Genomic DNA, 8,312 nt, shown 5'->3' with positions numbered 1-8,312 from the left:
GTCGGATCTGACGGCGCTGCCGGCCGCGGCATTCCTCGCGCGCCTCGGGATCGAGGGGCTCGATTTTGGTCCCCTGGCGGCCGACCTCGCGGGGAAGGCGATCGTGCTGCGCGCGCCGGAAACCGCGGCACCGTGGACGGTGACGCTTCTGCTGGCGCTGGCAACCGCGATGTCGCTTGCCGCCGCCTGGACGAGCGACGGGGCGGGGCGGCTCAAGCCCTTCTGGGCGGCGGGCGCGGCGCTCATGGCCCCCCTGGCCGCGCTGGTGCTCGAACTGTTCTGGACGCCCTCGGACGCGCTCGGCACCTATGCCTGGGCGCTCCATGTCATGGCGCTTGCCGCGCTGATGGCGGGGCTTGCCGCGGCCTTCGCCCGCGCGGACGGCGGCGACATGCGGCGCGCGGCCTGCATGACGCTTTCGACGCTGTCGCTCATCGCGCTGGCTCTCTTCCTGATCCTGACGAAGGGCGCCCTGACGCTCGCGCTTTCCGCGCTCGTCGTCGTCGCGGCCGCGCTCGACCGGCGTTTCCGGCTGCCCGAGATGGGGCTTTTCATCCAGGCGGGCGTGATCGCGCTGTCGTGGCGGCTGGTGGTCGATCCCGGCCTCGCATGGGCGATCGACGCGGCCGCGCTGTGGGAGGCAGTCGCCTCCTACGCCGGGGCGGCGGCGGCGATGGCGGCGGCGCTCATGTTCCTCAAGGGGCTCGACCGGCGAACGGCACAGGTCGTGCTCGAAAGCGCCGCCGCGGCCTATGCCGCGCTTTTCGCCAATGTGCTCATCACCCGCTGGCTGACCGGGCAGGCGGAGTTCGACTGGGAACTGTCCCACTGGGCGGTGACGCTGAACGCGCTGCCCTGGCTCGTCCTCATGCTCGTCCAGCTCTACCGGCTGCAACTCGGCGGCGCGATGCGCTGGCTGCGCTGGGCCCTCGCGACTGTCGCGGCGATGATCGGCTTCGGCGGCCTCGCCCTGGCCGTGACCTTTGCCAACCCGCTCGCCGGGCTTGTCGGCGGACCCGAGCGGCTCGTCTACGGCCCGCCGCTTCTCGACACGCTTTTCGTGGCCTATGCGGTGCCGGGGATTGTCATGTTGCTCGCGCTGACGCGGCTTGGCCATGTGCCACGGCTGCTCCGCTGGGCGCTGACGGCGGCGGGCGTGGCGCTTGCCGCGCTCTATGCGGGGCTCGAGATCCGCCGGCTGATGCGGGGCGACGACCTCTCCGTGCCCGGCGTCACCCAGGGCGAGCTTTACGCCTACACCCTCGCGCTGATGGCAACGGGCGGCGCGCTTCTCTACCAGGCGATCGCGCGGCGTTCGCCTACGCTGCGCCGTGCCGCGATGGCGGTGATCGCACTCACCATCGCCAAGGTTTTCCTGATCGACATCTCGGGCCTTTCCGGCCTCACCCGCGTCTTCTCCTTCCTCGCGCTCGGCCTCTCGCTCGCCGGGCTCGCCTGGCTCAACCGCTGGGCGGCGGGACGGCAGGAGGGCGGCGGGGAAGGGTGACGGGGCGCCCCGGGGTGCAGCCTACCCCAGCTTCGGCACGCCCCCCGGCAGCGTGGCCTGCTCCACCACCCCGTAGCGCAGGCTCCGGCCGATGCGGTGGGCGAGGGCCGACCAGGCCTCGGCCGTCTCAGGCGGAAGATTGCGCCTGAGGACGGCGTCGAAGAGCCCGAGCCAAACATCGAACATGCCGGGCCGGACGTTGCCCGCGTCGCGGTGCGCCTGAAGCGGGTTTCCGTCGTAGCTCCGCTCGAAGAGGATGGCGTTGCGCCAGAAGCCCGCGATCTTCGCCTCGTGCGCGGGCCAGTCCGTCACATGCACGGCGAAGACCGGACCGAGGCCGGGGTGGACCCTGACGGCGGCATAGAAATCGGCCACCACGCGGTCGATCTCCTCGGGGGTCACGGCAAAGCGCGGGGGCAGTTCGGGCATGCTGTATTCCTTTCGCCCGCGATCCTTGCGCCGGGGGCCGCGCGGAGGCAAGGGACAGGGTGCCGCGCCCACTTTACCCCCCGATTGCGGTTTCCTATAAGGCAGGCCATGAAGCGCAACCCCGCGACCCTCATTCGAATTAGCGGCCCGGCGATCTGACCCCCAGACGCCGGGACCAGGGCGCCGCCCGTGCGCCGCTCCAGCTTCACCGATTGTCCAAGGACCGCCCGCGATGTGCGCCGATACGCCCGAACCGACCGCCCCCGACTACCGTTCGACCGTCTTCCTGCCCGAGACCGACTTTCCCATGCGCGCCGGCCTGCCGCAGCGCGAGCCCGAGTGGCTCGCCCGCTGGGAGAGGATCGGCATCTATGACCGGCTGAGGGAAAAGACCGGGCGCGAGGGCTTCGTCCTGCACGACGGCCCGCCCTATGCCAACGGCCACCTGCATATCGGCCATGCGCTGAACAAGGTGCTGAAGGACATGGTGGTCCGCTCCCAGCAGATGATGGGCAAGGACAGCCGCTATGTCCCCGGCTGGGACTGCCACGGCCTGCCGATCGAATGGAAGATCGAGGAACAGTACCGCGCCAGGGGCCTGAACAAGGACGACGTGGACGTGGTGGCCTTCCGCCAGGAATGCCGCAAGTTCGCGGAAGGCTGGACCCTCGTCCAGCGCGAGGAGTTCAAGCGCCTCGGCGTCACCGGCAACTGGGCCGCGCCCTACCTGACGATGGACTACCACGCCGAGGCGGTGATCGCCGAGGAATTCATGAAGTTCCTGATGAACGGGAGCCTGTATCAGGGCTCCAAGCCGGTGATGTGGTCGCCGGTGGAGAAGACCGCGCTCGCGGAGGCGGAGGTCGAGTACCACGACCACACGAGCCATCAAGTGTGGGTGCCATTCAAGGTGATCGCGGGTGCGCCAGCGCATCTTGAAGCCGCGCGCGCGGTGATCTGGACGACGACGCCCTGGACGATCCCGCAGAACCGTGCCGTCGCGTTCAATCCCGAAATCGCCTATGGCGTCTATGAGGTCACGGGCCGGCCGCAAGACAGCAACGCGACGATCGGGATGCGTTACCTGCTTGCGGACAAGCTCGCCGAAGGCGTGCTTGCGGCGGCGAAGCTCGACCATACGATGTATCGGCGTCGGGGCGCGGTGTCGGCCGACGAACTGTCCGCCCTGACCCTCGCCCACCCCTTCCGCGGTCTCGACGGCGCGAACGGCGAATGGGACTACGACGTCCCCATGCTCCCCGGCGATCACGTCACCGACGACGCCGGCACCGGCTTCGTCCATACCGCGCCGAGCCATGGCGACGACGACTACCAGCTTGGCCAGAAGCACGGCCTGCCGATGACCTACAACGTCGAGCCCGACGGCTCCTTCCGCGCCGACCTGCCGCTCTTCGGCGGGCAGGCGATCATCCTGCCGGATGGCAAGGAGGGCCCGGCCAACGTCAGCGTCATCAAGCAGCTTGCCTATGCGGGGGCCCTTTTCGCCAAGGGCAAGCTCAAGCATTCCTACCCGCATTCCTGGCGCTCCAAGGCGCCGCTGATCTACCGCAACACGCCGCAGTGGTTCGTGGCCATCGACCGCAAGCTCGACGACGGCCTGGGCACCTACGGCGACACGATCCGCGCCCGCGCTCTGACCTCGATCAACGAGCTTGTCGAGTGGACGCCGCAGACGGGGCGCAACCGCCTGCATTCGATGATCGAGGCGCGGCCGGACTGGGTGCTCTCGCGCCAGCGCGCCTGGGGCGTGCCGCTGACCTGCTTCGTGAAGAAGGGCGCGAGGCCCACCGACCCCGACTTCCTTCTGCGCGACCCCGAGGTCAACGCCCGGATCGTCGCCGCCTTCGAGAAGGATGGCGCCGATGTCTGGTACGTGCAGGGATTCAAGGAAAAGGCGCTGTCCGGCATCGTCGATCCGCAGGATTACGACCAGGTCTTCGACGTGCTCGACGTCTGGTTCGACAGCGGCTCCACCCATGCCTTCGTGCTCCGCGACCGGCCCGACGGCACGGCGGACGGCATCGCCGACCTCTACCTCGAAGGCACCGATCAGCACCGCGGCTGGTTCCACTCCTCGATGCTGCAGGCTTGCGCCACCCTCGGCCGCGCGCCCTACCGGGGGGTGCTGACCCACGGCTTCACGCTCGACGAGAAGGGCATGAAGATGTCCAAGTCGCTGGGCAACACCGTCGCCCCGCAGGAGGTGATCGACGAATACGGCGCAGACATCCTCCGCCTCTGGGTGGCGCAGTCGGACTATACGGTGGACCTCCGCATCGGCAAGGAGATCCTGAAGGGCACCGCCGACAGCTACCGCCGGCTCCGGAACACGCTCCGCTTCATCCTCGGCAGCCTCGCGGGGTTCACGGAGGCCGAGCGGGTGCGGCCCGAGGAGATGCCGGAACTGGAACGCTGGGTGCTGCACCGTCTGGCGGAACTCGACCACACGGTGCGCAAGGGCTACGAGAGATACGACTTCCAGGGAGTGTTCCAGACGCTCTTCACCTTCTGCACGGTGGACCTCTCGGCCTTCTACTTCGACATCCGCAAGGACGCGCTCTACTGCGACGGGGCAGACTCCCCGCGCCGCCGCGCCGCGCGCACCGTCCTCGACCTCCTCTTCCACCGGCTGGTGACCTGGCTCGCGCCGATCCTCGTCTTCACGATGGAGGATGTCTGGCTTGCCCGCTTCCCCGGCGAGGACGCCTCGGTCCACCTCGAGGATATCCCCGCCACGCCCGCCGACTGGCGCGACGAGCCCTTGGCGCAGAAGTGGGAGAAGATCCGCCGTGTCCGCCGCACCGTCACCGCCGCGCTCGAGGTGAGCCGCGCCGCCAAGGTCATCGGCGCGAGCCTCGAGGCCGCTCCGGTCGTGCATGTCGAGGACGCCGGGACGCTCGCGGCGCTGAGGTCGGTCGATTTCGCCGACATCTGCATCACCTCGGCCCTCGTCCTTACCTCCGACCCCGAGCCGCAGGAGGCCTTCCGCCTGCCCGAGGTGCCGGGCGTGGGCGTCGTCTTCGAGACCGCCGAGGGCGAGAAGTGCCAGCGCTGCTGGAAGATCCTGCCCGATGTCGGCAGCCACAAGCACCCGGGCACCTGCGCCCGCTGCGACGGCGTCCTGGGGTGACGCGCCGCGCCGCCTTCTCCGGGCCGCTCGGCCGGCTCGTCCTGACCGAGGAGGGCGGGGCCATCGCCCGGCTGGAATGGAGCGGGGCCGAGGTTGCGGAGGAGGGCAGCGCGCTCCTCTCCGAAGCTTGCCGCCAGCTTGGCGAATACTTCGCCGGCACCCGCCGCGGCTTCGACCTGCCCATTGCCTTCCGCCCCGGTCTTCAGGGCGAGGTCATGCGGGCGATGGTGGCGATCCCCTTCGGCGAGACCCGCACCTACGGCGACCTCGCCAGCACGCTCGGCGTGCCCGCGCAGGCCGTCGGCCAGGCCTGCGGGGGCAATCCGGTCCCGATCATCGTGCCCTGCCACCGGGTCCTCGGCGCGACCGGGCTCGGCGGCTTCTCCGCCCCGGGCGGGGTGGAGACGAAGGTCGCGCTCCTGAAGCACGAGGGCGCGGCCTCGCTCCTGCTCTGAGCATGGTCGCGGCGCGGCCCCGCGGGGGCCCCGGGGGAGGATGGCCCCTTCGCGTCGCCCTCAGGTGATCGCTTCCAGCCTTTCCTTGGAAAGCTCGCCCGGCACGATGGTGATCGGGATCGGCAGGTTGCCCGAGGTCTTGGAGAGTTGCGTGACGAGGGGGCCGGGCCCCGACTTTTCCGTCCCCGCGCCGAGGACGAGGACGCCGATCGCGGGGTCTTCGCGGATCAGCGCGAGGATTTCCGTCACCGGCTCCCCCTCTCGGATCACGAGTTCCGGGTCGATGCCCTGCCGGTCGCGCATCCACTTGGCGAAGACCTCGAAATGCGCCTCGATCCGTTCGCGTGCCTCGGCCCGCATGATGTCGGCGACGCCGATCCAGTGCTGGAACTCCTCGGGCGGAATGACCGAGAGGATGGTCACCCCCGCGCCGGTGTGAGCCGCGCGCAGCGCGGCGAACCGCATCGCGTTCAGGCACTCGCGGCTGTCGTCGAGCACGACCAGGAACTTGCGCATGGATCTCCCCCGTCGATCTCTCGTGGCAGGCGGCGCGATCATCGCCGGTTGCGCGCGATCAGGCAAGCCGCCGGCGCGCCCTGCCCGCGAGGCGGCGCAGCAACATGCCCGGGAGCGCGAGCGCAAGCGCGGCAAGCTGCGTCGCCAGGAGCGCCACGAGGCCGATCGCCAGCTCCGCCAGGTGCGACACCCGGTGGAGGAGCCGGAACGCGTCGCTCCCCAGCACGCGCATGACCTTGCGTGTGTCCGTTCCCGCGACGCCCGAAACACGCGCAAGCCGCGCGAGGTCCTCGGCCGTGTCGGCGTGGTGCAGAAGCATCAGCGCCTCGGCGGGGGAGGTGTTGTCGCTCAGCCTCTTGATGTCGGCGGCGAGCGACATGAAGCGCCCCCCGCGCGCCCCGTCCACCGCCTCGCCTGCCGGCATCCGGCCGAGGATGACGTCGTCCAGCCGATCCCACCGGACGAGCCCGGTCAGGGCATCCGCGACCGTCCCCATCAGCCGCGGAGAGATCGCCCCCAGCCGACGGCCGAGACGCAGCACCGTCGCCCCCACTTTCGCCGTGACGGATGTGCCGCCGGAGATCGCGACCCCGGCCGTCGCCGCAAGACCAAAGACGGCGAGGCCCGCGTCAAGCCGGTCCACCTCCTCTCCGGCAATCCAGTCGGCCGCTGCCCGCCGCAGCGCGTTCAGGTCGCCCACCGGGGTCATCTCGACCGGTATCGCACAGATGCCGATCATCGTCAGCGTCGGGCAGGCGCCGATGTCCCAGGCGCAGGCGGCACAGTCGGCGCTGGCCGCGAAGAAGCGCTCATGCGCGGCAAGGGCCTCCTCGGCCCGCGCGGCCAGCCCGTCCGGGAGGGTTACGCCATTTTCGGCCGCAAGCTCAAGGTAAAGCGCGACATCGTCAGGCGCATCCGCCACCACCGCCGCCTCCAGCCGCGGCAGCAGCCACTCCGGCGTCACCCGCAGCGTCATCGCGCGGCTGAAGGCCAGTCGCGCCTCGTCCGCGGTCCGCTCGATCACCGGCGCCGCGAAAGGGTTAAGCGACAGCACCCAGCCGGTCGCGGCCCAGGAGGCCAGCGTCCAGAGGATGACGATCCGGCGCGCCGCGCGGTGCATGGGCCTCAGCCCTTGGAATGCGCCCAGTCCCAATAAAGCTCGCGCATCCGTTTCGTTACCTGCCCGTGCTGGTAGTGGGTGCCGTCGAACTCGACAACCGGCGTGACCTTGGAGAAGTTGCCGGACAGGAACACCTCGTCGGCCGCGCGGAAATCGTCGAAGGAGAGCACCGTCTCGTGCACCGCCATCCCGTCGGCGCGGGCGTTCTCGATATGCCGGGCGCGGGTGATGCCCGAAAGGAAGGTGCCGTTGGCGATGGGCGTGAAGAGCTCACCGTCCTTCACCATGAAGACGTTTGCGGTGGCAGTCTCGGCCACGTTGCCGAGCGCGTCGGCGACGAGCGCATTGGCGTAGCCCCTTGAGCGCGCCTCCATCAGCATCCGAGCGTTGTTCGGGTAGAGGCACCCGGCCTTGGCGTTGGTGAGCGAGCTTTCGATCACCGGCCGGCGAAAGCGCGTCGTCGTCAGACGCGTCGTGGCTTCCGGCGGCGCCATCGGGATTTCCTCGAGGCAGAGCGCGAAGCCGGTGGCGCCCGGCTCCGGCACGACGCCTGAGGCATCGCCGTCGAGCGCCCAGTACATCGGCCGGATATAGACGGCCGAGCCCCGGGGATAGGTCGCGAGCCCTTCCCAGGCGATCTCGACCATCTTCTCGGCGGTCATCGTCGGCGTGATCATAAGCGCCTCGGCCGAGCGGTTCACGCGCGCCATGTGGCGGTCCAGGTCGGGGGCGACACCCTCGAACCAGCGCGCACCGTCGAAGACGGTAGTGCCGAGCCAGCTGCCGTGGTCGGCCGCACGCATCACCGCCACGTCGCCGTCGTGCCAGCGGCCTTCGAACCAGGTGCGGATGTTCTTGCCGGTCGTCATTTCGGATCCTCCCTCGGGTCGCGGCGGCGAGTCGGCGGCATGATGGTGAACATTGCGGGCGGGGACAACCCGCGCGCGGCCGCTGGCACCTTCGCCGGTTCCCTGCCGGGGCACGGAATGCTAAGCCCGGCAGCAGGCGCAGCAAGGTTGCCGGGGAGGTTGCGGATAGTCGGCATGGGCGCATTCGGGATCGGGACCGTGCTCGTCGTGGGCGGAACCGGCCGGCTCGGCGCGCTGCTCCGCCTGGCATGGGCGCGGGCGGGGC

The 8,312-nt window shown here is 70.0% G+C and carries 7 protein-coding genes; 3 read left to right on the top strand and 4 right to left on the bottom strand.

Going from position 1 to position 8,312, the window contains the following annotated elements:
* Positions 1-1,507: DUF2339 domain-containing protein (locus tag F9K34_RS14985; RefSeq protein ID WP_291337895.1), on the top strand; the 1,507-nt coding region annotated here is incomplete at its 5' end.
* Positions 1,508-1,528: 21 nt separating this feature from the next.
* On the opposite strand, the gene F9K34_RS14980 is transcribed toward F9K34_RS14985, so the two are convergent.
* Positions 1,529-1,936 carry a group III truncated hemoglobin gene (locus F9K34_RS14980; protein ID WP_291337893.1) on the bottom strand — a complete coding sequence of 136 codons (408 nt, stop codon included), beginning with the start codon at positions 1,934-1,936 and terminating at the stop codon, positions 1,529-1,531.
* 232 nt (positions 1,937-2,168) lie between these two features.
* Here F9K34_RS14980 and ileS point away from each other — a divergent pair, with 232 nt between their 5' ends.
* Positions 2,169-5,087: an isoleucine--tRNA ligase gene (gene ileS / locus F9K34_RS14975; RefSeq protein ID WP_291337890.1), complete on the top strand. Its 2,919-nt coding sequence runs from the start codon at positions 2,169-2,171 to the stop codon at positions 5,085-5,087.
* Entirely contained in the window at positions 5,084-5,542 is a 459-nt protein-coding gene (locus F9K34_RS14970) for a methylated-DNA--[protein]-cysteine S-methyltransferase (protein ID WP_291337888.1), read from the top strand. Before ileS ends, F9K34_RS14970 begins: the two co-directional genes overlap by 4 nt.
* A gap of 60 nt (positions 5,543-5,602) precedes the next feature.
* On the opposite strand, the gene F9K34_RS14965 is transcribed toward F9K34_RS14970, so the two are convergent.
* The 3 genes from F9K34_RS14965 to F9K34_RS14955 are packed head-to-tail and all read right to left on the bottom strand — an operon-like array spanning position 5,603 to position 8,047.
* Positions 5,603-6,058, bottom strand: coding sequence for a universal stress protein (locus F9K34_RS14965; protein WP_291337887.1), 456 nt, complete (start codon positions 6,056-6,058; stop codon positions 5,603-5,605).
* A 58-nt stretch (positions 6,059-6,116) separates the two neighbouring features.
* On the bottom strand, positions 6,117-7,178 hold the full coding sequence (locus F9K34_RS14960; RefSeq protein ID WP_291337886.1) for a hypothetical protein: 1,062 nt from the start codon (positions 7,176-7,178) through the stop codon (positions 6,117-6,119).
* A 5-nt stretch (positions 7,179-7,183) separates the two neighbouring features.
* Positions 7,184-8,047, bottom strand: coding sequence for a branched-chain amino acid aminotransferase (locus F9K34_RS14955; protein WP_291337884.1), 864 nt, complete (start codon positions 8,045-8,047; stop codon positions 7,184-7,186).
* Positions 8,048-8,312: the final 265 nt, after the last annotated feature.

The organism is Albidovulum sp. (assembly GCF_008933605.1).
Classification (GTDB): Bacteria; Pseudomonadota; Alphaproteobacteria; order Rhodobacterales; family Rhodobacteraceae; genus Albidovulum.
The sequence above is the reverse complement of the archived record's forward strand: the minus strand, read 5'-3'. Positions and strand labels throughout refer to the sequence as shown.